Here is a 24,723-nt window from a genome sequence, read left to right on the forward strand (position 1 = left end):
CGTCAGCTCCGCTCGGTGATGTTGACCATCCACGTGACGCCGAACTTGTCCGTGCACATGCCGAACACATCGCCCCACATCTGCTTCTCCAGGGGGACGGCCACGGTGCCGCCGGCGGACAGCTTGTCCCAGTAGCCGCGCAGCTCGTCGGCGTCGTCGCCGCTCAGGCTCACCGCGAAGCCGTTCCCCGAGCCGTGGTCCGTGCCCGGCGGGTTGTCGGCGGCCATGAGCGTGAAGCCGCTGGGCGTCTCCAGCATGCCGTGCATGATCCTGTCGGCGTATCCGGGCGGCGCCTCGGCGCCGGACGCGCCGTACGTGTTGAGGCTGAGGGTGCCGCCGAGTGCCTGCTTGTAGAACTCCAGGGCCTGCTTCGCGTCGCCGGAGAAGCTGAGGTAGGGGTTGAGTCGAGTGGTCACACCTGGCTCCTGTCATGTCGCACCGTGGCGATGTCGGGCACCGTCCGACGGCGCCGCCCCACCGATCCTCCACCGGTGCCCGCCCGTACGGCCGAGGCGCGCCGCCCATGGGCCGATCGGCCCATGGGCGGGGGCACGGGCCTAGGAGTCCGACGACGCCCCTCCCGGCCCCGCCGCGAACGCCAGCGGCGGCGCCATCGCCCGGGCGTCCGCGTTCTCCCCGACCCACAGCCCGATGAAGAGCGCGGCCGTCGCCTCCAGGAGCCCCGCCCGGTCGAGGCCTCCCCCGGTCAGCGGTGCGCAGCCCGCGTCCCGCACCAGCTGCCGTACGAGCGCGAGCGCGGTGTCGTCGTCACCGCACACCGGGACGCCGAGACGCTGCCCGTCGAAGACGGGAGGGTCCATCCTCCACACGTCCTCGTGGCACAGGTTGAAGGCCTTGACCACCCGTGCGCCGGGCGCGGCGTCCGCGAGGCGGCTCGCCGCCGAGGGGCCGCCGTCCGTGAGCAGCCGGAAGCCGGGTCCCACGGGGTTGGAGCAGTCGAGCAGCGCCTTCCCCGCCAGGGTCGCCCGCAGCTCGCCGACGATCGCCTCCCCCGCCCCGTACGGCAGCGCGGCGAGGACCACGTCCCCGAATCCTGCCGCCTCGCGCAGGCTCCCGTACCCGGTCGCACCACCCAGGCGGCTCGCGAGGTGCCGCGCCCTCGTCTCGTCGCGGCCACCGACGAGGACCTCGTGTCCCGCCCGTACCCAGTGGGTGGCCAGGGCGTCCGCCATGTTGCCCGTTCCCAGTACGCCGATTCTCATCGTCCGTCCCCTCTCCGCGCCGGCTTTCGACGCCTCGGGAACGACATTAGGAAGACGGTCGGGCACCATGTGGTACGTGACTTCCGACGCCTACCTCGCCGACTGCCGCGCCCGACTCGCCTTCGACCTGCTCTCGAACACCTGGAACGCCGTCGTGCTCTGGTCCCTGCGACGGGGCCCGAGCCGCCACGGCGAACTCCGGGAGCTCATCGGGGGGATCAGCTCGAAGGTCCTCACCGAGACGCTGCGGCGGCTGGAGTTCAACGGACTGGTGGAGCGACGCGTCGAGGGCGGGGCGCCGGCCAGGATCAGCTATGAACTCACTGCCCTGGGACGGACCTTGCTCGGTCCGATCGACGCGTTCGGCGCATGGGCCTTCGAGCACGGCGACGAGGTGATGGCCGCCCAGGAGCGACACGGCGGGTGACGGCAGGGGGCGACGGCGGCGTCGGCACGGCGGGACCGGCAGGGACTCTGTCCCCCCTAGAGGCCGAACTCCCTCAGCGCGTCCAGGAATTCGTCCGGCGCATCCGTGTGGACGAGGTGCCCCGCCCCGATCGTGACGAACCGGGCACCGGGGATGCGGTCGGCCAGCCAGGACAGCTGGTCCTGGCGGAGGTGGCTGGTCGGGCCACCCGCCACGACGAGGGTCGGGGCCGTGATCGCGGGGAGTTCCTCGCGCCAGGCCGGGTCGGGGTCGTTCAGCTGCGCGTTGGTGGCCGGGACGATCTCCCAGTCGAAGCCGAGCACGCCCTCGGGGCGTTCGGCCGGAGGGCGCGGCGGGTCGAGCGGGAAGAACACGGGGACGTCCTCCAGCACGAGCCGCCCGATCAGGTCCGGTTCCCGGGCGGCGAGGAGATACGCGGCCCCGCCGCCCATCGAGTGGGCGACGACGGTGGCGCCGGTGAGGCCGAGGGCCTTGAGGAAGCCGCCGAGCTCGTCGCGGAAGACGTCGAAGCCGTAGCTGCCGGGCCGGTCGCTGAGGCCGTGGCCGCGCAGGTCGACCGCGTACACCCGGTGGTCGGCGGCGAGCTCCGCCGCGATGCGCGTCCAGGTGGTGCTGTTCTCGCCCCGCCCGTGGACCAGGACGAGGGGCGGGGCGTCCTCGGAGCCCCGTACCCGGTGGGCGAGGCGGACGCCGTCCACCGTGACGGTACGGACCTCCGGGTCGAGGAAGGCCGCGACGGCGCGGACGAACGCCTCCGCGTCGTCGACCCACGGGAAGTGTCCGGCGCCGGGCAGGACGACGAGCTCGGCGTCCGGGAAGAAGGCGGCGGCCTCGGCGGCCTTGGCGGGGGTGGGTCCGGCGTCGTACTCCCCCGCCAGGAGGAGGACCGGAGCCGTGAGCGCCGCCAGCGCGCGGCGGGTCACCTCCGGGGAGTACGCGCCCTGCCCGTGGTACGCGGGGGCGGCCTCCCCGTTCAGCTGCTCCGCTTCGCGGGCCGCGTGGTCCTGGGCGGCCGCGTCCCAGCGGCCGTACGCGAAGGGCGCGATGATCTCGCGGACGCGGGCCGGTGGGGTGTCCGGTCCGATGGCGTCGAGCGCTGCCCTGGCCCGCGGGTACCAGGGCCGGTCGGCGAAGACCTCGACGGCCTTGTCCCACTCCTCGTCGGTGGAGACGACACCGAGCGCGCGGCCCGCGCTGGTGACGAGGACGAGGGAGCGGATCCGCTCGGGATGGGCGGCGGCGTACAGGGTGGCCAGGTTCCCGCCCGCCGAGTGGCCGAGCAGGTCGATCCGCTCCAGGCCGAGGTGGACACGGAGCGCCTCGACGTCGCCGAGCTGCCGGTCGCAGCGGTACGTGCCGGGGTCTGCGGGCTCGGCACTCGCCCCCGTCCCCCGGGCGTCGAGCAGGATCAGGGCACGGTGCTCGGCGAGTCCGCCCAGGTCACCCAGGTAGGCGGCGTCGCGCATCGGCCCGCCCGCGAGGCACACCAGGGGCTCGCCCTCCCCCACGATCCGGTAGGCGAGTTCGGTTCCGTCGTACGAGGTGAACTGGAGCATGGCACCGATCCTCACGGACCACGAACGATCTTCGCAACGGGTTTGACGGGGAGCGCGATACGGTGGGTGGACCGTCCCCGACCAGCGAAGGAATCGTTCCACCGTGCCCGAGACCCGGGAATCCGCACTGCGCGGCGACTGCGCCAACTGCTTCGGCCTGTGCTGTGTGGCGCTGCCCTTCGCGAAGTCTGCCGACTTCGCCGTGAACAAGGCGCCGGGCGAGCCCTGCCGGAACCTCCAGGAGGACTTCCGCTGCGGCATCCACACGCGGCTGCGGACGAGCGGCTTCCAGGGCTGCACGGTGTACGACTGCTTCGGCGCCGGCCAGCAGGTCTCCCAGGTGACCTTCGGCGGTGTGTCCTGGCGCGAGGCGCCGGAGACCGCGGGCCGGATGTACGACGTGTTCTACGTGATGCGCCAGCTCCACGAGCTGCTGCGCTATCTCACGGAGGCGCTGGCCCGCCCGGCGGCCCGCCCCGTCCACACCGAGCTGCGCGCGGCCCTCGCCCGGGTCGAGGACCTCACCGCGGGCTCGGCGGACGACCTGGAGAAGCTGAGGGTGCCGGACGTGCGCGCCGAGGTGAACGAGCTGCTGCTGCGCACGAGCGAGCTCGTCCGCGCCACGGCCGGCGGGAAGCCGAGGAGCCGGCGCGGGGCGGACCTGATCGGCAAGCGGCTGCGCGGGGCGAAGCTGCGCGGCACCGACCTGCGCGGGGCGCTGCTGATCGCCGCCGATCTGACGGGTGCCGATCTGTCGCTCACGGATCTGATCGGCGCGGACCTGCGCGACGCCGATCTGTCGGGTGCGGACCTGACCGGCGCCCTCTTCCTGACGCAGCCCCAGCTGAACGCGGCGCGCGGGAACGCCGGGACCCGCCTTCCGGAGGGTTTCGAGCGCCCCGCGCACTGGGCGTCCTGAGCTACGACGCGGGGGCCGCGTTGCGCCAGACCGTCACGTCGAGCGTCATGTAGGTGCTGGGCGAGTCCTCCGGGGAGATGCCCTTCACGGTGACGAGGCCGATGTGGCCGGTCCCCGTCGTGACGCAGAGCTGGCGGCCCTGGGACAGCTTGTTCACGTACACCTCCTTGGTGAACCGGGTCTCCGCGCGGCACACGTCGAGCGAACCCGCCTGTCCCGGGTCGAGGAGCACCATGTTGCCGCCGCTGCTCTCGGCGTCGAGGTAGCCGCCGGTGTCGTAGGAGAGTTCGTAGCCGCCGTCCTCGCCGTCCTGGGGCCGTACGACCTCGTCCCCGAGGGTCAGGTGGTAGCCGGCGGTGAGGTTGATGCCCGTGAAGTCGGCGGGCTTCGCGGCGGACGCCGTCGGGGGCTTCGCGCTCGGCGTGCCGCTGGTTCCTTCGGTGCCGCCGGTGCCGGTGGTGCCCGAAGCCGTCGGGCCCCCCGTGTCACCGCTCGGCTTGTCGTTGTCCGAGGCGTTCGTCCGCTCCTTGTCCTTCAGGAGCGTGTAGGCGGTGACACCGCCCACGGCGCCGAAGGCGACCACGGCGGCCAGGGCGACGAGCAGCCCCTTCCTGGCCGAGCCCCGCCCCGCGCCGGGCGGCGTGGACATCGGTCCGCCGGGGGCTCCGGGGTGCGGGTACGACGACGGCGGGTACGGCCCCTGCGTCGGCGGGTGGACGTGGCCGGGTACCGCATGGGTCGGTGCCGTGTGCGCCGGCGCGGCCTGGGTCGGCGCCGCGTGCGGCGGGGGCGTGCTGTACGGCCCGGGCGGCGGGGTCGCCCGAGGTCCGGCGGGCGGCCCGTACGCGCCGGGCGGGGCGGCCGGCGGGGCCGGGGTCGACGGAGCGGTCGGCGAGTAGGCCACGGCGGGCGCGGGCGGCCCGGCCGGAGCGGGGGCCGGGTAGCCGCCCGTGGGCGCCGTCGTCGGGGGCGGCGGCGTCTGGACGGGCGCCGGAGCCGCCGCACGCGCCGTGATGTCCGCGGAGACCGGGCCCGGCAGCCAGTCCTCGGGACGGCGGAGCACGGTCGACGCGTTCGCCGCCTGGCAGAGCTGCATGATCTCGGCGAGCGACGGCCGCGCCTCCGGGTCCTTCGCCAGGCACCGGGTGACCAGCTCGCTCAGGCGCTCGGGCACCGCGCTGAGGTCGGGCTCCTCGTGCACGATCCGGTAGAGGACGCCGTGCGAGGTCCCCTCGCCGAACGCCGGGACGCCCGTCGACGCGTACGCCGCGACCTGGCCGAGCGCGAAGACGTCGGTGGCCGCGGTCACCCTGCGTCCGGCGGCCTGCTCGGGCGCCATGAACGACGGGGTGCCGATGGTGACGCCGCTGCCGGTGAGGGAGGTCGCGTCGGCCGCGTGCGCGATGCCGAAGTCGATGACGCGGGGCCCGTCGGCGGCGAGCAGCACGTTGGACGGCTTGAGGTCGCGGTGCACGATCCCGGCGCCGTGGATGACGTGCAGTGCCTCGGCCATGCCCGCGACGAGCAGCAGCACCGTCTCCACGGGCAGTGCGCCGTGGGAGACGACCGCGTCGGCGAGCGAGGGACCGGGGACGTAGGCGGTCGCCAGCCAGGGCTGTGCGCCCTCGGGGTCGGCGTCGATCACGGGCGCGGTGAAGAGCCCCTGGACGCGCTGCGCGGAGCGCACCTCCTGGGCGAAGCGGCGGCGGAACTCCGCGTCCTCGCCGAACTCGGGGCGGATGAGCTTGATGGCGACGGGCCGGCCTCCGGGGGTGTACGACAGGTACACCTTGCCCATGCCGCCCGCGCCCAGCCGTGCGGCGAGCCGGTATCCCGCGACCGTGGTGGGATCGTCGGCCGCGAGCGGCTGGAAGACCTCGCCCGTGCCGCCCCCGCGACCCGACTGCTGACCACTCATGAACTCGTGTCTCCCCACGCCGACCTCGGTTACCGGTCGGCACCCTACCGTTTCCGGACACCGGGCCTTCGCTGTCCGCGGGTTGCGCCGGGGAAGGGGTCCGTCTACCCGCCGTAGGTGTGAGGGGTCGTGGTGGAAAGCGTGAGGAATCCGAGGCGTTGGAGGATCGGGCGGCTCGTGTCGGCCGCGTCGACCTGGACGTAGCGGTGGCCGCGTTCGGCCGCGATGCGCGCGCGGTGGGCGACGAGTGCGCGGTAGAGGCCGCGGCCGCGCCAGGCCTCGACGGTGCCGCCGCCCCAGAGGCCGGCGAAGTCGGTGCCGGGGCAGAGTTCGAGGCGGGCCGCGCTGACGGGTTCGCCGTCGGCGAGGGCGACGACGGCGGTGACGGTGCCGGGGTCGGCCGCGAGCTGGTCCAGGAGCCGGCGTTCGAGGTGGGTGCTGTCGGTGCCGAAGGCGCGCTCGTGCACCTCGGCAACGTGGCGTACCCCCGACTCGTCGGTGACGGAACGGAGTTCGACGCCCGCGGGCAGCGGTACGTCGTGGGGCAGCGCGGCGGCCTCGGCGGCCATCAGGGTCTCGGGGTCCTCGGCGGTGAAGCCCGCGGCGACGAGCCTCGCGCCGAGGTCGGCGGGGGTGTCGTGGGCGTACAGCTTCCACTCGAAGGACAGCCCTTCGGCGCGGTAGTGGGCGATCTGCCCGGCGATGACACGGTCGGCGTCCTCGGCGTCCAGGCCGGACCAGAGGACGCCGTTCCAGCCGTGCGCGGGTCCGGTCTGGCGGACGACGGCGCCGACGCGCTCGACCCGGCAGCCGGGCCCGTCGGGGCGTGCGTCGCGGCGGAGCTGACGGTCGTACAGGTCACGGAGGTGCTGGGGTTCCATGCGGGCCACTCCAGCACTCGGTGCCACGCCCGGCAACGGGATTACGGGCGGGACCACCCTGCCCTCAGTGACCACCCTGCCCTCAGGGGCCTTCCTGCCTTCGGGGACCACCCTGCCCTCAAAGGCCTTCCTGCCCTCGGGGGCCGCCCTTCGCCGCAGGGTCACCGGGCCCGCCCGAGCGCACCCGACACACCCGGCACATCCCGTGGGCGAGAGGAGACACGAGCCGGGAAACCTGCTCCGCCCCCTTGCCAACCCCCCGGTGCCTCCGGTTTTACTGACCGGGAACGGGTCGACCGAATGATCGGTCGCCCGTTGTACGACCGTGGAGGAGTGGCGCGATGACGGAACTGCTGGACAGCGGCGAACGGCTCGGACGCGAGGAGCTCGCGGCGCTCCAGCTGGAGCGGCTGCGGGCGAGTCTGCGCCACGCGTACGAGAACGTGGACTTCTACCGGCGCTCCTTCGACGCGGCCGGGGTGACCCCGGACGACTGTCGTACGCTCGCGGACCTGGCCCGCTTCCCCTTCACCGCCAAGACGGACCTGCGCGACCACTACCCCTTCGGCATGTTCGCCGTCGACCAGTCCCGGATCCGGCGCGTCCACGCCTCCAGCGGCACCACCGGCCGGCCGACCGTCGTCGGCTACACCGACGGCGACCTCGGCATGTGGGCGGACGTCGTCGCCCGCTCCCTGCGCGCCGCCGGGGCCCGCCCCGGGCACAAGGTCCACGTGGCGTACGGATACGGCCTGTTCACGGGCGGGCTCGGCGCGCACTACGGCGCGGAGCGGCTCGGGTGCACGGTGATCCCCGCGTCGGGCGGCATGACGGCCCGGCAGGTGCAGCTCATCCAGGACTTCCGTCCCGAGATCATCATGGTGACCCCCTCGTACATGCTGACGCTGCTCGACGAGTTCGAGCGGCAGGGCGTGGACCCGCGCTCGACCTCCCTGAAGGTGGGCGTCTTCGGCGCCGAGCCGTGGACGGAGGCGATGCGGAAGGAGATCGAGGAGGCCTTCGCGATCGACGCGGTCGACATATACGGCCTGTCGGAGGTGATCGGCCCCGGCGTGGCCCAGGAGTGCGTGGAGTCGAAGGACGGCCTGCACATCTGGGAGGACCACTTCTACCCGGAGATCGTGGACCCGTTCACCGGCGAGGTGCTGCCGGACGGGGAGGAGGGGGAGCTCGTCTTCACCTCGCTCACCAAGGAGGCGATGCCGGTCGTCCGCTACCGGACGCGCGATCTGACCCGTCTGCTGCCGGGCACCGCGCGGGTGTTCCGGCGGATGGAGAAGGTCACGGGGCGCAGCGACGACATGATCATCCTGCGCGGGGTGAACCTCTTCCCCACCCAGATCGAGGAGATCGTCCTCCGCACCCCGGCCGTGGCCCCGCACTTCCAGCTCCGGCTGACCCGCGAGGGCCGGCTCGACGCCCTGACCGTACGGGCCGAGGCGCGCGCGGGCGCGACCGGCGAGCAGCGCGCGGAGGCCGCCCGGACGATCGCGGCGGCGGTCAAGGACGGGATCGGGGTCTCGGTGGGCGTGGAGGTGGTCGACCCCGAGACCCTGGAGCGCTCGGTGGGCAAGATCAAACGGATCGTGGACCTCAGGGAGCCCTGAGGACTCCTCACCACAGCAGGGGGCTCGACCTGGTCAAGGGTCGGTGTCGCGCACGGGGCTGTCGGACTGCGGGACGCGGTCGACGGCGTCCTCGCATGCGACAACTCCGGTGACGTCGGCGATCACCTCCGGGATACTGGTCGCCCATGGATGAGGTCGAAGTCGTCGTCGCCCATACCGAGCGCGCGACCCTGCGCGTCGGCGACGTGTTCCTGAAGGTGGACGCCGATCAGGCGCGTATCGACGTCGAGGTCGAGGCGATGTCCCTCGCGCCGGTCCCGACCCCGGAGGTCCTGTGGCGCAAGCCGCCCGTGCTCGCGCTCGCCGCGCTCCCGGGGACGACGCTTGGGCGGCTCGGCGGGCCGTCGACCGCGTCGTCGGCGGCGTGGACCGCGGCGGGCGCCGCCATCCGCAAGCTGCACGACGCGCCGCTGCCGCCCCGCCCCGGCCGGGCCGGCCGGAGCATCGTCGCGCTGGCGGCGGAACTCGACGACGAGTGCGAGCTGCTCGTTTCGAACGGGCTCCTGCCCGCCGACCTGGTCGCCCGCAACCGCCGGGTCGCCGAGGCCGCGCTCCGGCCGTGGACTCCGGCGTTCACGCACGGCGACCTGCAGATCGCGCACGTCTTCGTCCACGGCGACGAGGTGACGGGCGTCATCGACTGGTCCGAGGCGGGCCAGGGTGATGCCCTGTACGACCTCGCCACCTTCACGCTCGGACACGAGGAGCACCTCGACGACGTCCTCGCCGGCTACGGCACCGACATCGATCTCGACGTCATCCACGCGTGGTGGTCGTTGCGAAGCCTGCTGGCGGTTCGCTGGCTGGTCGAGCACGGCTTCGACCCGTTCGCGCCGGGTTGTGAGGTCGACGTGCTGAGATCCCGGGTGTGAGGCCGCGCGGGTACGACTGCTCGGGGAGGGGCCGCACGGCGGCCCCTCCGCTCAGGAGAGCCTGACGCCGGCGATCCGGGCGCGGTAGAACCTGCCTTCGTAGCCGTAGTAGTCCAGGCCGCGGCGGTAGCTCGGCTTGCCTGCGGGGTCGAAGAACTGCACGTACTCGTTCCACCACCCTTCCTTGCCCGGGTCCGTCACGTCGATCGCCTGCACCCAGAACGACTCGCCGTCCGCGGCGCGGGAGAAGGACTTCACACCGGGGCTCTGCGGCCGGATGCCGGTGAGCGCGAGGTTGCCCTTGTTGACGGTCCAGATGGCCTGGGCGCCGTTCAGGACGAGGTTGTTCGAGTTGGTGTAGTCCATGTCGAGGCTGTGGCCGCCGAACTCGGTGGCCCACACGTGCTTCTGGACGAGTTCGAGACGGGCGCCCTTCAGGGAACCGGTGACGCGGTACTTGGCGAGCGTCCACGTGCCGAGGGCGTACAGGTAGGAGCCGTCCCACCAGAGGCCGTGCGCGCCCGTGTACTCGATCCGGTCGACCGGCTCGGACCCGAGCGTGCCGGGATCGTCGGCGTTCGTCGGGGCGTACACGGACAGGTAGCCCTCGTAGGGCAGGGCGGACGACACCGGGGACGAGGACGCCACCACCACGACGCCGTGGCTGCGGATGTACTCGGCGGCGTGCGGGTTCCCGCCCGGGTTCGCCGACCACAGCAGGGCGTCGTCGTCACCGAAGTTGACCATGCCGACCTTGCCGCCACCCGCGGCGACCATGCACACCCAGCCGAAGCGGTCGGTCTCACGGAAGCGCGCGTCGTTGAGACGTGCCCACCCGGTCTGACTGGGGGCCGCCCACTCCCATCCCAGATTCTCGGGCGTCCACAGATTGATCGCGCGGAACAGCATGACCTTGTTCTTGACCTGCTCCGTCACGAGCACGTCGTAGTTGCCCGCCGCGTGCGCGGGCGTCGCGGCGGCGACGGAGAGCAGCGGTGCCCCCATGCCGATCGCGGCAGCACTCTTCAGCAGAGTTCGGCGATTCACGGATTTCCCCCCCGGGACGACTCAGGAATTCGGGCGTCAAGCTAACACGCACGCCGGATCGGCAGCAGTCCCTGACGATCTCCGCCGCCCGGGTCACGACCCGGGCGAGAAGCGGTCGCGCAGTTCGCGCTTGAGGATCTTCCCGCTGGCGTTGCGGGGCAGTTCGGGGGTGAAGTGGACGCGCTTGGGCGCCTTGAAGTGGGCGAGGTTCTCCCGGCCATGGGCCAGGAGTTCGGCTTCGGTGACCTCGCCGCGCGGGACGACCACCGCCGTCACCGCCTCGATCCAGCGTTCGTCGGGGAGGCCGATCACGGCCACCTCGGCGACCGCGGGGTGGGTGTAGAGCGCGTCCTCCACCTGGCGCGAGGCGACCAGCACGCCACCGGAGTTGATGACGTCCTTCACCCGGTCGACGATCGTGAGGTAGCCCTCGGCGTCGCGGACGGCGAGGTCGCCCGAGCGGAACCAGCCGCCCCGGAAGGCCGCCTCGGTCTCCGCGGGCTTGCGCCAGTACCCCTCGCACAGCTGCGGGGAGCGGTAGACGATCTCGCCGGGGGTGCCGTCGGCCACGTCCTCGCCGTCCTCGTCGACGACCCGTGCCTCGACGTGGCGGACGGGCCGGCCGCAGGAGTCCATCCGTCCCTCGTGCTCGTCGGGGCCGAGGACGGTGGCGAGGGGGCCGATCTCGGACTGGCCGAAACAGTTGTAGAAGCGCAGTTCGGGAAGCCGTGCGCGCAGCCTCTCAAGGACCGGTACGGGCATGATCGAGGCCCCGTAGTAGGCCTTGCGCAGGGCCGACAGGTCGCGGCTCGCGAACTCGGGGTGGTTGGCGAGGCCGATCCACACCGTCGGAGGGGCGAAGAGGCTGTCGGCGCGGCCCGCCTCGATCAGATCGAAGAGGACGGCCGGATCGGGTCCGTCGACGATCGTGTTCTCGGCGCCGACGGCGAGATAGGGCAGCAGGAAGACATGCATCTGGGCCGAGTGGTACAGCGGCAGCGCGTGCACCGGCCGGTCGTCCTCGTGCAGGTCGAGCGCTTCGATCGCGCTCGCGTACTCGTGGACGAGCGCCCGGTGGGTCATCGTCGCGCCCTTGGGCAGCGCGGTCGTGCCCGAGGTGTAGAGCAGCTGGACGCACTCGCGGGCGTCACGGTCGCTGTCGTACGCCTCCGGCTGCGCGAGCGCGTGGAGGAGTGAACCGGGCGCGTCCCGCAGTGCCTTGACCACGAATCCGTCCGGTACGCGCTCCGCGAGGGCGGGGTCGGCGAGGACAAGGGAGGTCTCGGACTGTTCGAGGAGGTACGTGAGGTCCTCACCGGTCAGGTGGTGGTTGACCGGCACATGGATCAGGCCCGCCCGGGAGCAGGCGAGGAACGCGATGAGGTAGGCGTCCGAGTTGTGGCCGTAGGTCGCGACCCGGGCGGTCTCGGGCAGACCGAGGCCGTGGTGCGGTTCCCGCAGGACGGCCGCGGCGGTGGAGACGGCCGCGTCCAGCTCGGCGTACGTCCAGGTCCGGTCTGCGTAGCGGAGGGCGGTCCGGTCGGGGACGCGCTGGGCGCTCATGCGCAGGACACCGTCGACGGCGCGGCTGAGGAGTCGATCCATGCGGTGATCCTCCGCGCGCACCGGGCGGAAGGTCAAGTACCGTGCGGGCGCGCCGGACGGGCCCGGACCTCGGATACCGAACGGGATGTTGACATGACGGCGCGCGGCTGCGTGCATGGTCCAACCCGTAGTGCACATCCGCCCGTTGGGAGGCACCTTGCACCTCCGTACCCGTCTGAGGCAGCTCGCGCTCACCGCATCCGCACTCGCCGTCGTCACCGCCACGCTGCCCGGCGCGGCGGCCGCCGACTCCGTGGGGGACCGCCATCCGTCCGACCGGGGCCTGTCGGCGGTCATCCGGTACACCGAGTACGGCATTCCGCACATCGTGGCCAAGGACTACGCGAACCTCGGCTTCGGGACGGGCTGGGCCCAGGCCGCCGACCAGATATGCACGCTCGCGGACGGCTTCCTGACGGTGAACGGGGAGCGCTCCCGGCACTTCGGCCCGGACGCCGCCCCGGACGGCTCGCTGTCGTCCGCCGCCACGAACCTCTCCAGCGACCTGTACTTCCGCGGGGTGCGGGACGCCGGAACCGTCGAGGCACTGGTCGGAACTCCGGCGCCGGCCGGACCGAGCCGCGATCTGAAGGAGCTCATGCGCGGCTGGGCCGCCGGGTACAACGCCTGGCTGCGGAAGAACCGCGTCACGGATCCCGCCTGTGCGAACGCCGGCTGGGTCCACCCGGTGACCGCCCTCGACGTGGCCCGGCGCGGCTTCGCCGTCTCGGTGCTCGGCGGCCAGGGCCGTGCCGTCGACGGCATCACCGCCGCCCGGCCGCCGGCCACCCCCGCCGGCCCGCAGGCCGGCGCGACCGCGCAACCCGCCCCGCGGGCCGGCGCCTCCGGGCAGCTGCCCGATCCCGACCGCGCCGCCGAGGCCGCGCGGGAACTCTTCGCCGCCGAGAACGCCACGATGGGCTCCAACGCCGTCGCCTTCTCGGGGGCCACCACGGCGAACGGGCGCGGCCTTCTCCTGGGCAACCCCCACTACCCCTGGCAGGGCGGCCGCCGCTTCTGGCAGTCGCAGCAGACCATCCCCGGGGAGCTGAACGTCTCGGGCGCCTCGCTCCTCGGCACGACCGTCGTCAACATCGGCTTCAACGACAAGGTGGCCTGGAGCCACACCGTCGCCACCGGCGTCCCGCTCAACCTGCACCAGCTGACGCTCGCCCCGGGCGACCCGACCTCGTACCTGGTGGACGGACGGCCGGAGCGGATGACCCCGCGTCAGGTGACCGTCCCGGTCAAGGGCGGCGCCCCGGTCACCCGTACCCAGTGGTGGACCCGGTACGGCCCCGTCGTCGGCGGGCTCGGCGCGCAGCTCCCGCTGCCGTGGACGGCGAGCACGGCGTACGCGCTCAACGACCCCAACGCGAGCAATCTGCGCGGCTCCGACACCGCGCTCGGTTTCGGCAAGGCCCGCTCCACGCGGGACATCGCCGAGGCCCTGCGGCGAACCCAGGGGCTGCCCTGGGTCAACACCATCGCGGCGGACTCGGCGGGCCACTCCTACTTCAGCCAGTCGCAGGTGCTCCCCCGCATCACCGACGAGCTCGCCGCCCGCTGCTCCACCCCGCTCGGCCGGGCCACCTACCCCTCGTCGGGGGTGGCGGTGCTCGACGGCTCGCGGTCGGACTGCGCGCTCGGCTCCGACCCGGACGCGGTGCAGCCGGGCGTCTTCGGGCCGGCGAGGATGCCGGTGCTGCGGGACACGCCGTACGTGGAGAACTCCAACGACAGTGCCTGGCTGACCAACGCCGACCGGCCGTTGACCGGCTACGAGCGGATCTTCGGCACGATCGCCACGCAGCGCTCGCTGCGCACCCGCGGCGGTGTCGAGGACGTGGCGGCGATGGCGACGCGGGGTGATCTGACGGTCGCGGACCTGCAGCGCCAGCAGTTCGCCAACCGGGCTCCGGCCGGCGATCTGGCGGCGGCCGACGCGGCGCGGGCCTGCGGGACGGCGCTGCCGGACGATCCGGAGGCCTGCCGGGTGATCGGCGCCTGGGACCGGACGGTGAACACGGACAGCGGGGGCGCGCTGCTCTTCGACCGCTTCTGGCGGAGGTTCACGGCGTCGGTGCCGTCGGCCCAGCAGTGGACGGTGCCGTTCTCGGCGGCGGACCCGGTCCGTACCCCGAACACCCTCAACACGGCGGCGCCGGGCTTCACGAAGGCCCTGGCGGACGCGGTGGCGGAGCTGCGGGCGGCGGGGATCCCGCTGGACGCACCGCTCGGCGCGCACCAGTTCGTCGTACGGAACGGGGAGCGGATCCCGGTGAGCGGCGGCACCGAGTCGCTGGGCGTCTGGAACAAGACAGAGCCCGTGTGGAACCCGGCCGGCGGCGGCTACACGGAGGTCGCGCACGGGACCAGTCATGTGCAGGCGGTGGGCTGGGACGGCGGCCGGTGCCCGGTGGCCCGCACCCTGCTCTCGTACTCCCAGTCCTCGAACCCGATGTCGCCGCACCACAGCGACCAGACCCGGTTGTACGCGGGCGAGCGCTGGGTGACCTCCCGGTTCTGCGAGAAGGACATCCTGCGCTCGCCGGCGCTGCGGGTGGTGGTCGCCAGGGGCTGAACGGTTCCGCCGCCCCGCCTGACGCGGAGCTCGTCAGGGGCTGAACGACAGGAACACGAAGGCGGCGAAGATCGCGAGATGGACGCCGCCCTGGAGGAGCGTGGCCCGTCCGGGCACCACGGTCAGGGCGCTCACCACACCGGTGAGGACGAGCAGGACCATGTGGAGCGGCCCCAGGCCGAGGACCAGGGGCCCGGACAGCCAGATCGAGGCGAGCGCGATCGCCGGAATCGTCAGGCCGATGCTGGCGATCGCGGAGCCGTAGGCGAGGTTGAGGCTGGTCTGGACGCGGTCCCTGCGGGCCGCGCGGACGGCGGCGAGGGTCTCGGGCAGCAGCACCATCAGGGCGATGACGACACCGACGACCGCCTTGGGCAGGCCCGCCGACTGGACGCCGTCCTCGATCGTCGGGGAGATCAGCTTGGCGTTGCCGACGACGGCGACGAGAGCGACCACGAGGAGTCCGAGACTGGTCCAGGCGTCGCGCCGGGTCGGCGGGTCCGCGTGCTCGTCCTCCGACTCGTGGCCGGGCCGCGGTACGGGAAGGAAGTAGTCCCGGTGCCGTACGGTCTGGACGCCGACGAACACGCCGTACAGGCAGATGGAGGCGACGGCGGCGAAGGCGAGCTGGACGCCGGAGAACTCGGGGCCGGGGTGGCTGGTGGTGAAGGTCGGCAGGACCAGCGTCATCGTGGCCAGGGTGCAGACGGTGGCGAGCGCGCCGCCGGAGCCCTCGGCGTTGAAGACGGCGACCCTGTTGCGGAGCGCGCCGACGAGGAGGGAGAGACCGACAATGCCGTTGCAGGTGATCATGACGGCGGCGAAGACGGTGTCCCGTGCGTAGGTCGAGGTCTTCTCACCGCCTCCGACCATCAGCGAGACGATGAGTCCGACCTCGATGACGGTGACGGCCACGGCGAGGACGAGCGAACCGTACGGTTCACCCACCCGGTGGGCGATGACCTCGGCGTGGTGGACCGCGGCGAGGACGGCCGCGATCAGACAGAGCGCGATGAACCCCACGGCGAAGCCCGGCAGATCGCGCCCCCAGGCCGCGACAAGCACAAGCGCCGCCACCACCGGTCCCCAGGTGGTCCACTGCCGTGTCAATGACGCCGTGCTCGAACTCATGATCCGCATCCTGCCACAAAGGGGGCTTTCGCCCGGTTCGGTCAATCCAGGGGGTCGCTGAGGCCGCGCTCGTACGCGGTGAGCGTGTCGAGGAACATCCGTCGCTGCGCCGCGTCGAGCGGGGCGAGGGCGGAGCGCCAGGCATCCGCGCTGCGACCGAGCCAGCCGTCGATGGCGGCGGCGTGCGCCGGCGCGATGGAGACGATCTTGCGCCTGCGGTCGGCGGGGTCCTCGACCCGTTCCAGTACGCCCTTCTTCGCCAGGTCCCCCACCATGAGACTCACGGTCGTCGGGGCGATCTCCAGGCGGGCGGCGAGCTCGTTGACGCCGAGCGGTCCGTCGAACAGGAGATAGGCGAGCAGGGAGAGATGGCGGGGCGCGAGCGTGAGCGTCTGCAGCTCGTCGGGAATTCTGATCCGCTTCGCCCGCGAGACCATCCGGGGCATGAGCAGCAGCAACATGCGTACGGCCTCGTCGAGTTCCGGCCCGTCGGCGGCCTCGTCCCCCTCGTATGCGGTTGACACCGCGCACCCTCCCTTTTAATTTTGCTTTCAAAGCAAATAGAACTGTCGGGATCGATGCTACCGGAAGGCACAGCCATGCCCGATTTCAACCGACAGGTCATCGAGGAGTTCCGCGCCAACGGCGGCCGGGTGGGCGGGATGTTCGAAGGCGCTGCCCTGCTCCTGCTCACCACGACGGGCGCCCGCAGCGGGCGGGCACACACCACCCCCGCCGTGTACGTACGCGACGGGGCACGGCTGCTCGTCTTCGCGTCGAACGCCGGCGGACCGAAGCACCCCGCCTGGTTCCACAACCTCAGCGCCGACCCGTACGTGGCCGTCGAGCTGGGCACCCCGGAGGGGACCGTCGAGCGCTTCGGGGCGACGGCGGTGGTGACGCGGGGCGAGGAACGGGACCGCCTGTACGCCGAACAGGCGGAGCGCGACCCGGGGTTCGCCGCGTACCAGGCGGCCACCGACCGGATCATCCCGGTCGTCGCCCTGCATCGCGTGGACCTCGGCGACCCGGCGCGGCACCGGGCGATCGCCGACCACCTGGTCAAGGTCCACGCCGAACTGCGCGCCGAGCTGACGGCGTTACGCGAGGGGCTGGGGTCCGCGGCGGAGGACGCGACGGATCCGGCGGGCACGGCGGGCACGGTGGTACGGGACACCCCGGCCCTCGGCGGCCGGCTCGCCCGCCACTGCCTGACCTTCTGCGGCGCGCTGCACGCCCACCACCACAACGAGGAGGGCGCCTTCGACCTCCTGGAGCGCGAGTTCCCTGAGCTGTCCGACTCGCTGGACAGGATGCGCGAGGAGCACAAGGTGGTCGCCCGCACGGTGGAGGAACTGGAGGCGCTCCTCACCTCGGGGGCCGGGCCCGCGACCCTCCGCGCCGAGGTGGACCGGCTGGCCGCCCGGCTGGAGGAACACTTCACGTACGAGGAGGCACAGCTGGTCCCGGCCCTCACGCGGTCCCGGGCCGTGCCCGGAAGCTAGCCTCGGCGGCGGACCTCAGGTCCGGGCCCTGTGGCCGAACGTGAAGCCCTACGTTCCGGGGTCCGGGACCAGAACGGCCCGGGCCTGGTGCGTTCGACGAGGTTCAGCATCTCGGGCACGCTGTCCGCGCCCAGTTCGACCACGCCGTGGTCCGCGTCGGCCCCCGGACGCCCGGAAGCGCCGCCGCCCGTCCGGATCATCTGGCGGCCCTCCAGGACGAAGACGGGCTCCCAGTCCGGCGGCGGGAGCACCGGGCAGCTGAACATGTCGGCGAAGGCGCCCCGGCCGAGGAGTTCGGTGAGGTCGGCCCATCTCACCGGGTCCGGGTCGGTGGACACGGCGGCGAAGGTCGAGACGTCCGGCAGATAGGTGACGGCCTTGCCGACGCGGCGGGCGAGAGGTGCGTGCCGGCCCCGGAGGGACTCACCCACGGGGTCGTCCAGTACGAAGGGATCGCGGCCCGCCATCGTGTGGTCCCTCTCAAGCTCCGTGCCGTACGGGGAAGGAGGTTACCGTGGGAGACCTCCTCACGCACGAAGTCCAAGGGGGACGGGTCGCCGTCCCACGGGGCCGGGTCGGTCCCCGGGCGAGCGGTTCCCTCGACGGCTCGGCGCTCAGCCGTGCCACGCCCTCGCCGAGGCCTTCACGAAGTCGGTGAAGTCGCGCGGTCGTCGGCCGAGAGCGCGCGTCACTCCGTCGGAGACGTGCCGGTCCATTCCCCGTCGGATCGGGCTCACCGCCTCCGCGAAGTCCGCCGCTTCCTCGGCCGCCGCTCCCCCCGCGGTCAGTTCCGCGACGAAGTCCTCGGGGGACAGCGGAACGTAACGGATGTCCCGCCCGGTGACCGCGGAGATCTCGGCGACGGCCTGCGCGACGGTCAGGGCCCGGGGCCCGGACAGTTCGTAGGTCCGCCCGTCGTGACCGCCCTCGGTGAGCGCCGCGACCGCGACCGCGGCGATGTCGTCGGCATCGACGAAGGAGACGGCGCCGTCCCCGGCCGGCAGCCTCAGTTCACCGGCGAGGACCGCGTCCAGGAAGACGCCCTCGCTGAAGTTCTGTGCGAACCAGGCAGGTCGAAGGATCGTCCACGCGACACCGCTGTCGCGCACCGCGCTCTCCCCGTCGATGTGTGTGGCACCGGCGATGTTGGCCTCGCCGGAGTACCCCGGCACGTCCACGCCGCGCCCCGACAGCAGCACGACGCGTTCGACGCCGAGTTCGACGGCACGCTCGACGAAGGGGCGTGTGAGGAGTTCCCCGTCGAGCGGCACGAGGTACACCGTCTTCACGCCGTCCAGCGCCGCGTCCCAGGTGGCCCGGTCGAGCCAGTCGAATCGTGGTTCACCGGCACGCGATGCCGCCCGGACGAGAAGCCCCCGCCTTCGCAACAGGGTCAGGACCCGGCTCCCGGTCCTCCCCGTAGCGCCGGTCACCAGAATTGTCTGCTTGTTCATGAGGCCAGTGAAGACTCCTCCGGCGGGATGATCCATGGCTCGGAGGCTCACTTCGATGTCTGTGCGTCTACGCTGGCTCCGTGGACGTGCTTTCCGAACTGCTCGACGGGGTGAGGGCACGGGGCGCCCTGTTCCGGCGGACCGTCATGGACCAGCCGTGGTCCCTGTCCTTCGCCAGCGGTTCACCACTGACGTTGGCCACCATGCTGCGCGGCCGGGCGTGGATCGTGCCTGCCGATGGCGAACCTGTCTCGGTCGGTGCCGGAGACATCGCGGTCGTCCGCGGCCGAACGCCGTACACGGTCGCGGACGACCCGGCCACCCCACCGCAGGTCGTGATCGACAGCACCGAGTACTGCCTTCGGGGCCCCGCCGGCGGTGAGGCCGACGGCGGCGAGTCCGACGTCGGCCCGGACGGCTCGGCTCTCCTTCTCAGCGGGGCCTACACCGGCAGGGGCGAGATCAGCGAGCGGCTGCTCCACGCACTGCCCGATGTGCTGGTGGTCCGCAGCGCCCATGTTCGTCTCCCGCTGCTGGATCTGATGGTCGAGGAGATGGTCGGGGACAGCCCCGGCCGGCAGGTGATGCGCGACCGGCTGCTCGACCTGATGCTCCTCTCCACGCTGCGGACCTGGTTCGACCAGTCCGAGGCGCACGCGCCCGCGTGGTACCGGGCGATGGACGACCCGGCGGTGAGCCGCGCTCTGCGGCTGCTGCACGCCGATCCGGCCCGTCCGTGGACGGTGGCGAACCTGGCGGCCGATACGGGACTGTCCCGCGCCGCGTTCGCCCGACGCTTCACCGCGCAGGTCGGGGAACCGCCGATGACCTACCTCACTTCGTGGCGCATCGACCTGGCGGCCGACCTGCTCCGCGAGACGGATGCCACCGTCGGCTCGATCGCGCGGAAGGTCGGCTACGCCAACACCTTCGGGCTGAGCGTCGCCTTCAAACGTCTCCGCGGCATCACGCCGACCGAGCACCGTGCCGCGGCGCCGCCGCTCTCGGGGCCCGGCCGGGACGGTCGGGCCCGTCGCCCCGGGCGCCGACTCGCCGAGTGAAGCACTGGGCCGACCGGCCGAGATGGCGATCTGGGCCGGTCAGTGCCCTCGCCAGGCCTGGTCACAACGGGCGCTCGTGGCCCTCCCAGTAGGGTTCGCGCAGGCGGCGCTTGTACAGCTTGCCGTTGGGGTCGCGAGGCATGGTCTGGACGAAGTCGACCGACTTCGGGCGCTTGAAGCCGGCGAGGCGGTCGGCGCAGTGGGCGAGGACCTCCTCGGCGAGCGCCGCCCCGGGCTCGTACCCCTCGGCCGCCTCGACGACCGCCTTGACCTCCTCGCCCCAGTCGGCGTGGGGGATGCCGAAGGCGGCGGCGTCGGCGACGGCGGGGTGGGCGAGCAGGGCGGCCTCGATCTCGGCCGGGTAGATGTTGACCCCGCCGGAGATGATCATGTCGATCTTGCGGTCGCGCAGGAAGAGATAGCCGTCCTCGTCGAGGACGCCGAGGTCTCCGACGGTGAAGAAGTCGCCGATGCGGTTCTTCGCGGTCTTCGCCTCGTCCTTGTGGTACTGGAATCCGCCGGTGTTCATCTTCAGGTACACGGTGCCGAGTTCACCCGGCGGCAGCCGGACGCCGTCGTCGTCGAAGACGGCCAGTTCGCTGATGGGCCAGGCCCGGCCGACCGTCCCGGGCTTCTTGAGCCACTCGTCGGCGGTCGCGAAGGCGCCGCCGCCCTCGCTCGCGGCGTAGTACTCCTCGACGCACCGGCCCCACCAGTCGATCATCGCCCGCTTGACGTGCTCGGGGCACGGCGCGGCGCCGTGGATGGCGTGGCGCATCGAGGAGACGTCGTACCGGTTCCGTACCTCCTCGGGTAGGGAGAGCAGGCGGTGGAACTGGGTGGGGACCATGTGGGTGTGGGTGCAGTCGTACCGGTCGATCAGACGGAGCATCTCCTCGGGCGTCCACCGGTCCATCAGGACCAGCGGGTGCCCGATGTGCAGGGCGGCGGCGGCGAACTGCAGCACCGCCGTGTGGTACAGCGGCGAGCAGACGAGGTGGACGTTGCCGTCGGCCGGCCGGATGCCGAAAATGCCGAGGAAGCCGCCGAGATGGGTCTCCTCGGGGAGCTTCCCGGGGAGCGGGCGGCGGATGCCCCGGGGGCGTCCGGTCGTGCCGGAGGTGTAGTTCATGACCCAGCCGAGGGTGCGGTCGGCGGGCGGGCTCGCGTCCTGTCCGTCGAGCAGTTCGCCGTACGGGCGGAAGCCGGGGATCGCACCGACGGCGTACCGGTGGGGGGCGGGGAGTCCGGCCTCGTCGGCCGCGAGGGTCACGGCCTCGGCGAACCGCTCGTGGGCGACGAGGACCTTGGCGCCGGAGTCGGCGACGATCCAGGCGATCTCGGCGCCGACGAAGTGGTGGTTGACCGGGACGAGGTAGAACCCGGCCTGGGCGGCGGCGAGATGGGCGGTGAAGAACTCCGGCCCGTTGGGCAGGACGACGGCGAACGCGTCGCCGCGCTCGAGGCCCGCCGCCCGCAGCCCGTGGACCAGCCGGTTGGCCTGGGCGTGCAGCCGGCCGGCGGTCCACTCCTCGCCGTCGGGTGCGATCAGGACCGTACGGCCGGGGTCGGCGGTGGCCTGGGCCCAGAATCCGGTGGCTGCGGCTGACTGGCTCATGCCTCGCTCCGTCCGGCGATGCGGTTGACGCGGTCGACGGCCTTCTCGAAGCCGCGGGTGAGCTCGTCCACGACCTGCTGGACGCTGCGCTCGGAGTTCATCCGGCCGACGATCTGCCCGACGGGGGTGCCGAGCAGCGGTTCGACCTCGTACCGCTGGATACGGGAGACGGCCTCGGCGACCAGGAGCCCCTGGAGCGGCATGGGGAGCGGGCCGGGGCCCGCCGGGTCGTCCCAGGCGTCGGTCCACTCGGTGCGGAGCTGACGGGCGGGCTTGCCGGTCAGGGCGCGGGAGCGGACGGTGTCGCCGGAACCGGCGGCGAGGAGCTTGGCGGTGAGGGCGCGGGAGTGCAGTTCGGCCTCGGTGGTGGTGAGCCAGATCGAGCCGAGCCAGACGCCCTGGGCGCCGAGGGCGAGTCCGGCGGCGATCTGCTCGCCGCTGCCGATGCCGCCGGCGGCGAGCACGGGCAGCGGGGACACGGCGTCGACGACCTCGGGCGTGAGCACCATGGAGGCGATCTCGCCGGTGTGGCCTCCGGCCTCGTAGCCCTGTGCGACGACGACGTCGATCCCGGCGTCGGCGTGGTGGCGGGCGTGCCGGGCGCTCCCGGCGAGGGCGGCGACGAGGACGCCGTGGTCGTGGGCGCGGGTGACGACGTCCGGGGGCGGCGAGCCGAGGGCGTTGGCGAGGAGTTTGATCGGGTAGTCGAAGGCCACGTCGAGCTGGTTGCGGGCGACCTGCTCCATCCAGCCGGTGATGCGCCAGCCGGAGGCCTCGCCCTCGGCGAGTTCGGGCACGCCGTGCTTGGCGAGCGTGGCGCGGACGAACGCCCGGTGTTCCTCCGGGATCATGGCCTCGACGTCGGCCTCGGTCAGTGTCTGACCTCCCGGGGCCTCGACCTTCTTGGCGGGCATCACGACGTCGAGGCCGTAGGGCAGGCCGTCGGTGTGGTCCTGCATCCAGTCGAGGTCTCGGGCGAGGTCGTCGGGGGCGGTGTAGCGGACCGCGCCGAGGACGCCGAACCCGCCGGCTCTGGTCAGTGCGGCGGCCACCGCGGGGAAGGGCGTGAAGCCGAAGATGGCGTGCTCGATCCCCAGGGTGCGACTCAGCTCCGTCTTCATGGGCGGCAGGATGCCGCAGCGGCGCGACGGAGGGAAGAGGTTTTCTGATGCATCGTCAGATTCTTTGGAAGGTCGGACGCTTCCGCGACGCGCCTCGACTCCGGTAGGAAAGTTTCAGATCTTTCCGGCGTGGCCGAAGTTTTCTTTCAAATGGCTGTGGGAGAGGGTGGGCATGACGGAGGAGTCCAGAAGGGACCGGGGCCCGAGCCGCCGGGCGTTCGGCGGCGGAGTCCTCGCCCTGGGAGGTGCGCTGATGATCGGTTCGATCCCGGGGGCCGCGGCGGCGCCGGAGCCGGGGAGCCGAGGAGCGGGGACCCCGGGAGCGGCGGGTGGCGGTGCCGCCATCGGCACGCGGGGGACCACCCTGCGACGCGGGTCCGCGGCGCGGGCCGGACTGCTGTCGGAGCACCTGGACCGGCTGGTCACGGACGCCGAGGCCTTCCTCGCCCCCTCCCCCACGCATCCCTGGTACGCGGGCGCCGTACTGCTCGCCGGGCGGGGCGGGACGGTGGCTCTGCACCGGCCCATCGGCATGGCCGTGCGGTACGCGTCGTACGACGAGAAGACCGACACCGGTGTGGAGCTGCCGCCGCACGAGCAGGTCCCGATGACCGAGGACACCGTCTTCGACCTGGCGTCGGTCTCCAAGCTCTTCACCTCGATCCTCGCCGTGCAGCAGATCGAGCGCGGGGCGCTGGAGCTGGAGTCGCGGGTCACCGCGTACCTGCCGGAGTTCGGCGGCGGCGGGAAGCAGGACGTCACGGTCCGTCAGCTGCTCACCCACACCTCGGGATTCGGGGCGTGGATCCCGCTGTACAAGGCGCCGACGCGGGAGGGAAAGCTGCGGCTGATCTGGGACGAGGTCCCGGCGAACCCGCCGGGGTCGGCATACCTCTACTCCGATCTGAATCTGATCACGCTCCAGCTGATCCTGGAGAAGATCACCGGTCTCGGTCTGGATGTGCTGCTCCACGACGAGATCACTGCTCCGCTCGGGATGCACCGCACTCGTTTCAATCCACCGCTCTCCTGGCGGCCGGGGATCGCCGCCACCGAGGACGCCCGCCCGCCGTGGTCCGGTCTCGACCGGGGCATGGTGCGGGGCGAGGTCCACGACGAGAACGCCCACAGCATGGGCGGGATCGCGGGCCACGCCGGGATCTTCTCCCGCGCCTGGGACCTCGCGATCCTCGCCCGCACCCTGCTCAACGGCGGTTCGTACGGCACGGCCCGCATCCTCTCCCCCGCCTCGGTGGACCTGATGTTCACCGACTTCAACACCGCGTTCCCCGGCGACGAGCACGGGCTCGGTTTCGAGCTCTACCAGCACTGGTACATGGGCGCGCTGGCCACCCCGCGGACGGCCGGACACACCGGGTTCACCGGCACCAGCCTGGTCCTGGACCCGACCACCGACGCCTTCCTGATCGTCCTCGGCAACTCCGTGCACCCGGTGCGCTCCTGGCGCTCGGGGTCGGCTCCCCGCGTCGCCGCGGCGAACAACCTGGCCCGCGCCGTCCCCGTCCGCCCCGACCGGGGCCGTACGTCCTGGTTCTCGGGCATGGCGAGCGCCACCACCGCCACCCTGACGCTCCCTCGCGTGCCGCGCGCCGCACGACTGGAGTGCGCGCTCTGGTGGGACACCGAGCCGGGCGCCGACACGGCCGTACTGGAGGCCTCGGCCGACGGAGGCACGACCTGGCGGCCGGTTCCCTTCACCACCGACGGCCGCACCGAGCACCCGACGGGCGCGGTGGGCGGCTGGTCCGGCCGCGTCTGGCACACCGTGTCCGCCCCGCTCTCCGGGACGGACGCCCTCCTGCGCTGGCGCTGCACGACGGACCAGCGGTACGTGGGACGAGGCGTGTACGTGGACGGACTGCGGCTCTTCGACGCAGCGGGCCGCCCGGTGTTCGACGAGGCGCGGCCGGCCGACGGGGCGCGGATCGAGGCGAACGGCTGGAGCAGGTCGGCCGATTGAGTCCGCCCGCCCACCTGGTTGAACCGCACACAAATGATCATGTGAGGCTTCTCCACCATCTGGCAGCCGGGCGATCCCCCGGCCGGCGGACGGGGGCTCGTCGGCCGGGGGCCGAGGCACCCCCGCCCCCCGGTGCGGCCGCCGCCACCC

21 protein-coding genes are annotated in these 24,723 nt (G+C 72.5%); 8 read left to right on the forward strand and 13 right to left on the reverse strand.

Annotation, left to right across the window (positions count from 1 at the left end; translation table 11 throughout):
* Positions 1–2 precede the first annotated feature (2 nt).
* Complete coding sequence (locus AOK00_RS10265; RefSeq protein ID WP_055599986.1) at positions 3–416, reverse strand: VOC family protein; 414 nt, start codon at positions 414–416, stop codon at positions 3–5.
* A 141-nt stretch (positions 417–557) separates the two neighbouring features.
* Positions 558–1,223, reverse strand: coding sequence for an NADPH-dependent F420 reductase (locus tag AOK00_RS10270; RefSeq protein ID WP_055599987.1), 666 nt, complete (start codon positions 1,221–1,223; stop codon positions 558–560).
* A 76-nt stretch (positions 1,224–1,299) separates the two neighbouring features.
* Between AOK00_RS10270 and AOK00_RS10275 the strand changes: the two genes are divergently transcribed.
* The gene (locus tag AOK00_RS10275; protein WP_055600014.1) at positions 1,300–1,650 is read left to right on the forward strand and encodes a winged helix-turn-helix transcriptional regulator; all 351 of its coding nucleotides are present in this window, start codon (positions 1,300–1,302) and stop codon (positions 1,648–1,650) included.
* Between the two features lie 56 nt (positions 1,651–1,706).
* Here AOK00_RS10275 and AOK00_RS10280 read toward each other — a convergent pair whose 3' ends face one another.
* Positions 1,707–3,227 (reverse strand): alpha/beta fold hydrolase, encoded by a 1,521-nt coding sequence (locus AOK00_RS10280; RefSeq protein WP_055599988.1) that lies wholly within the window; start codon positions 3,225–3,227, stop codon positions 1,707–1,709.
* Between the two features lie 103 nt (positions 3,228–3,330).
* On the opposite strand from AOK00_RS10280, the gene AOK00_RS10285 reads away from it, so the two are divergent.
* Positions 3,331–4,146: a pentapeptide repeat-containing protein gene (locus AOK00_RS10285; RefSeq protein ID WP_055599989.1), complete on the forward strand. Its 816-nt coding sequence runs from the start codon at positions 3,331–3,333 to the stop codon at positions 4,144–4,146.
* 1 nt (position 4,147) lies between these two features.
* Here the strand turns inward: AOK00_RS10285 and AOK00_RS10290 are convergent, their stop codons facing one another.
* On the reverse strand, positions 4,148–6,064 hold the full coding sequence (locus AOK00_RS10290; protein WP_055599990.1) for a serine/threonine-protein kinase: 1,917 nt from the start codon (positions 6,062–6,064) through the stop codon (positions 4,148–4,150).
* A gap of 104 nt (positions 6,065–6,168) precedes the next feature.
* A complete protein-coding gene (locus AOK00_RS10295; RefSeq protein ID WP_055599991.1) occupies positions 6,169–6,945 on the reverse strand; it encodes a GNAT family N-acetyltransferase in 777 nt (258 codons plus the stop codon).
* Between the two features lie 341 nt (positions 6,946–7,286).
* Here AOK00_RS10295 and paaK point away from each other — a divergent pair, with 341 nt between their 5' ends.
* Both paaK and AOK00_RS10305 read left to right on the forward strand, forming a co-directional pair.
* Entirely contained in the window at positions 7,287–8,573 is a 1,287-nt protein-coding gene (gene paaK / locus AOK00_RS10300; RefSeq protein WP_055599992.1) for a phenylacetate--CoA ligase PaaK, read from the forward strand.
* Positions 8,574–8,719: 146 nt separating this feature from the next.
* Positions 8,720–9,466, forward strand: coding sequence for a phosphotransferase family protein (locus AOK00_RS10305; protein ID WP_055599993.1), 747 nt, complete (start codon positions 8,720–8,722; stop codon positions 9,464–9,466).
* Positions 9,467–9,517: 51 nt separating this feature from the next.
* On the opposite strand, the gene AOK00_RS10310 is transcribed toward AOK00_RS10305, so the two are convergent.
* Together AOK00_RS10310 and AOK00_RS10315 are read right to left on the reverse strand one after the other, a co-directional pair.
* A complete protein-coding gene (locus AOK00_RS10310; protein WP_159041726.1) occupies positions 9,518–10,513 on the reverse strand; it encodes a hypothetical protein in 996 nt (331 codons plus the stop codon).
* A 93-nt stretch (positions 10,514–10,606) separates the two neighbouring features.
* Positions 10,607–12,118 carry a fatty acyl-CoA synthetase gene (locus tag AOK00_RS10315; protein WP_055599995.1) on the reverse strand — a complete coding sequence of 504 codons (1,512 nt, stop codon included), beginning with the start codon at positions 12,116–12,118 and terminating at the stop codon, positions 10,607–10,609.
* Between the two features lie 157 nt (positions 12,119–12,275).
* On the opposite strand from AOK00_RS10315, the gene AOK00_RS10320 reads away from it, so the two are divergent.
* A complete protein-coding gene (locus tag AOK00_RS10320) occupies positions 12,276–14,702 on the forward strand; it encodes a penicillin acylase family protein (RefSeq protein WP_173861537.1) in 2,427 nt (808 codons plus the stop codon).
* Between the two features lie 33 nt (positions 14,703–14,735).
* Here AOK00_RS10320 and AOK00_RS10325 read toward each other — a convergent pair whose 3' ends face one another.
* Both AOK00_RS10325 and AOK00_RS10330 read right to left on the reverse strand, forming a co-directional pair.
* Complete coding sequence (locus tag AOK00_RS10325) at positions 14,736–15,833, reverse strand: calcium:proton antiporter (RefSeq protein ID WP_055599997.1); 1,098 nt, start codon at positions 15,831–15,833, stop codon at positions 14,736–14,738.
* 41 nt (positions 15,834–15,874) lie between these two features.
* The gene (locus AOK00_RS10330) at positions 15,875–16,294 is read right to left on the reverse strand and encodes a MarR family winged helix-turn-helix transcriptional regulator (RefSeq protein ID WP_055600015.1); all 420 of its coding nucleotides are present in this window, start codon (positions 16,292–16,294) and stop codon (positions 15,875–15,877) included.
* A 138-nt stretch (positions 16,295–16,432) separates the two neighbouring features.
* Here AOK00_RS10330 and AOK00_RS10335 point away from each other — a divergent pair, with 138 nt between their 5' ends.
* Positions 16,433–17,338, forward strand: a complete 906-nt coding sequence (locus AOK00_RS10335; RefSeq protein ID WP_079041922.1) for a nitroreductase/quinone reductase family protein — start codon at positions 16,433–16,435, stop codon at positions 17,336–17,338.
* Here the strand turns inward: AOK00_RS10335 and AOK00_RS10340 are convergent.
* Entirely contained in the window at positions 17,335–17,805 is a 471-nt protein-coding gene (locus tag AOK00_RS10340; protein ID WP_055599999.1) for a hypothetical protein, read from the reverse strand. The genes AOK00_RS10335 and AOK00_RS10340 overlap by 4 nt on opposite strands.
* Before the next feature lie 147 nt (positions 17,806–17,952).
* The gene (locus tag AOK00_RS10345) at positions 17,953–18,792 is read right to left on the reverse strand and encodes an NAD(P)H-binding protein (RefSeq protein ID WP_055600000.1); all 840 of its coding nucleotides are present in this window, start codon (positions 18,790–18,792) and stop codon (positions 17,953–17,955) included.
* Positions 18,793–18,872: 80 nt separating this feature from the next.
* On the opposite strand from AOK00_RS10345, the gene AOK00_RS10350 reads away from it, so the two are divergent.
* Positions 18,873–19,853: an AraC family transcriptional regulator gene (locus AOK00_RS10350; protein ID WP_055600001.1), complete on the forward strand. Its 981-nt coding sequence runs from the start codon at positions 18,873–18,875 to the stop codon at positions 19,851–19,853.
* A 61-nt stretch (positions 19,854–19,914) separates the two neighbouring features.
* Here the strand turns inward: AOK00_RS10350 and AOK00_RS10355 are convergent, their stop codons facing one another.
* Both AOK00_RS10355 and AOK00_RS10360 read right to left on the reverse strand, forming a co-directional pair.
* Positions 19,915–21,471 carry an acyl-CoA synthetase gene (locus AOK00_RS10355; RefSeq protein WP_055600002.1) on the reverse strand — a complete coding sequence of 519 codons (1,557 nt, stop codon included), beginning with the start codon at positions 21,469–21,471 and terminating at the stop codon, positions 19,915–19,917.
* A complete protein-coding gene (locus AOK00_RS10360; RefSeq protein WP_055600003.1) occupies positions 21,468–22,592 on the reverse strand; it encodes an NAD(P)H-dependent flavin oxidoreductase in 1,125 nt (374 codons plus the stop codon). Before AOK00_RS10360 ends, AOK00_RS10355 begins: the two co-directional genes overlap by 4 nt.
* A gap of 172 nt (positions 22,593–22,764) precedes the next feature.
* On the opposite strand from AOK00_RS10360, the gene AOK00_RS10365 reads away from it, so the two are divergent.
* Entirely contained in the window at positions 22,765–24,573 is a 1,809-nt protein-coding gene (locus AOK00_RS10365; RefSeq protein ID WP_055600004.1) for a serine hydrolase domain-containing protein, read from the forward strand.
* Positions 24,574–24,723: the final 150 nt, after the last annotated feature.

The organism is Streptomyces aureus (assembly GCF_001418135.1).
Lineage (GTDB): Bacteria > Actinomycetota > Actinomycetes > Streptomycetales > Streptomycetaceae > Streptomyces > Streptomyces aureus_A.

What these genes read in the sequence shown, in the direction of transcription:
- AOK00_RS10270 (WP_055599987.1), bottom strand. Translation starts at nt 1,223, where the DNA reads ATGAGAATCGGCGTACTGGGAACGGGCAACATGGCGGACGCCCTGGCC.
- AOK00_RS10280 (WP_055599988.1), bottom strand. Translation starts at nt 3,227, where the DNA reads ATGCTCCAGTTCACCTCGTACGACGGAACCGAACTCGCCTACCGGATC.
- AOK00_RS10290 (WP_055599990.1), bottom strand. Translation starts at nt 6,064, where the DNA reads ATGAGTGGTCAGCAGTCGGGTCGCGGGGGCGGCACGGGCGAGGTCTTC.
- AOK00_RS10295 (WP_055599991.1), bottom strand. Translation starts at nt 6,945, where the DNA reads ATGGAACCCCAGCACCTCCGTGACCTGTACGACCGTCAGCTCCGCCGC.
- paaK (WP_055599992.1), top strand. Translation starts at nt 7,287, where the DNA reads ATGACGGAACTGCTGGACAGCGGCGAACGGCTCGGACGCGAGGAGCTC.
- AOK00_RS10305 (WP_055599993.1), top strand. Translation starts at nt 8,720, where the DNA reads ATGGATGAGGTCGAAGTCGTCGTCGCCCATACCGAGCGCGCGACCCTG.
- AOK00_RS10315 (WP_055599995.1), bottom strand. Translation starts at nt 12,118, where the DNA reads ATGGATCGACTCCTCAGCCGCGCCGTCGACGGTGTCCTGCGCATGAGC.
- AOK00_RS10325 (WP_055599997.1), bottom strand. Translation starts at nt 15,833, where the DNA reads ATGAGTTCGAGCACGGCGTCATTGACACGGCAGTGGACCACCTGGGGA.
- AOK00_RS10330 (WP_055600015.1), bottom strand. Translation starts at nt 16,294, where the DNA reads ATGTTGCTGCTGCTCATGCCCCGGATGGTCTCGCGGGCGAAGCGGATC.
- AOK00_RS10335 (WP_079041922.1), top strand. Translation starts at nt 16,433, where the DNA reads ATGCCCGATTTCAACCGACAGGTCATCGAGGAGTTCCGCGCCAACGGC.
- AOK00_RS10340 (WP_055599999.1), bottom strand. Translation starts at nt 17,805, where the DNA reads ATGGCGGGCCGCGATCCCTTCGTACTGGACGACCCCGTGGGTGAGTCC.
- AOK00_RS10345 (WP_055600000.1), bottom strand. Translation starts at nt 18,792, where the DNA reads ATGAACAAGCAGACAATTCTGGTGACCGGCGCTACGGGGAGGACCGGG.
- AOK00_RS10355 (WP_055600002.1), bottom strand. Translation starts at nt 21,471, where the DNA reads ATGAGCCAGTCAGCCGCAGCCACCGGATTCTGGGCCCAGGCCACCGCC.
- AOK00_RS10360 (WP_055600003.1), bottom strand. Translation starts at nt 22,592, where the DNA reads ATGAAGACGGAGCTGAGTCGCACCCTGGGGATCGAGCACGCCATCTTC.
- AOK00_RS10365 (WP_055600004.1), top strand. Translation starts at nt 22,765, where the DNA reads ATGACGGAGGAGTCCAGAAGGGACCGGGGCCCGAGCCGCCGGGCGTTC.